At 39.7% G+C, this 305-nt stretch carries 1 tRNA gene; it reads left to right on the top strand.

Features of this window, described 5'->3' with window-relative positions:
- Positions 1–52: 52 nt before the first annotated feature.
- Positions 53–127: transfer RNA gene (locus BAA9072_RS24005), tRNA-Asn, on the top strand.
- The last annotated feature ends 178 nt before the right edge of the window (positions 128–305 follow it).

The following is a 305-nucleotide window of genomic DNA, read 5'->3' as shown; positions in this document are numbered from 1 at the left end:
GATAAGCGTGAGGTCGGTGGTTCGAGTCCACTTAGGCCCACCATTTTATTATTCCGCAGTAGCTCAGTGGTAGAGCTATCGGCTGTTAACCGATCGGTCGCAAGTTCGAATCTTGCCTGCGGAGCCATTTTTTTCTTAGATGATAAATGGAAAGACATGTTCTCTTTTTTGAGAAAGTTTTAAAAAGAAGTTGACTTCTGCGAAGTTAACTGGTAAAGTATTATTTGTTGCCCCAAACAGGCGACACAATATGAAAACTTAATGCAAACTTCTTTTAAAAAGTTGTTGACATCAAGTTAACGAAC

Source organism: Rossellomorea arthrocnemi, assembly GCF_904424705.1.
Taxonomy (GTDB): Bacteria; Bacillota; Bacilli; order Bacillales; family Bacillaceae_B; genus Rossellomorea; species Rossellomorea arthrocnemi.
The sequence above is the reverse complement of the archived record's forward strand: the minus strand, read 5'-3'. Positions and strand labels throughout refer to the sequence as shown.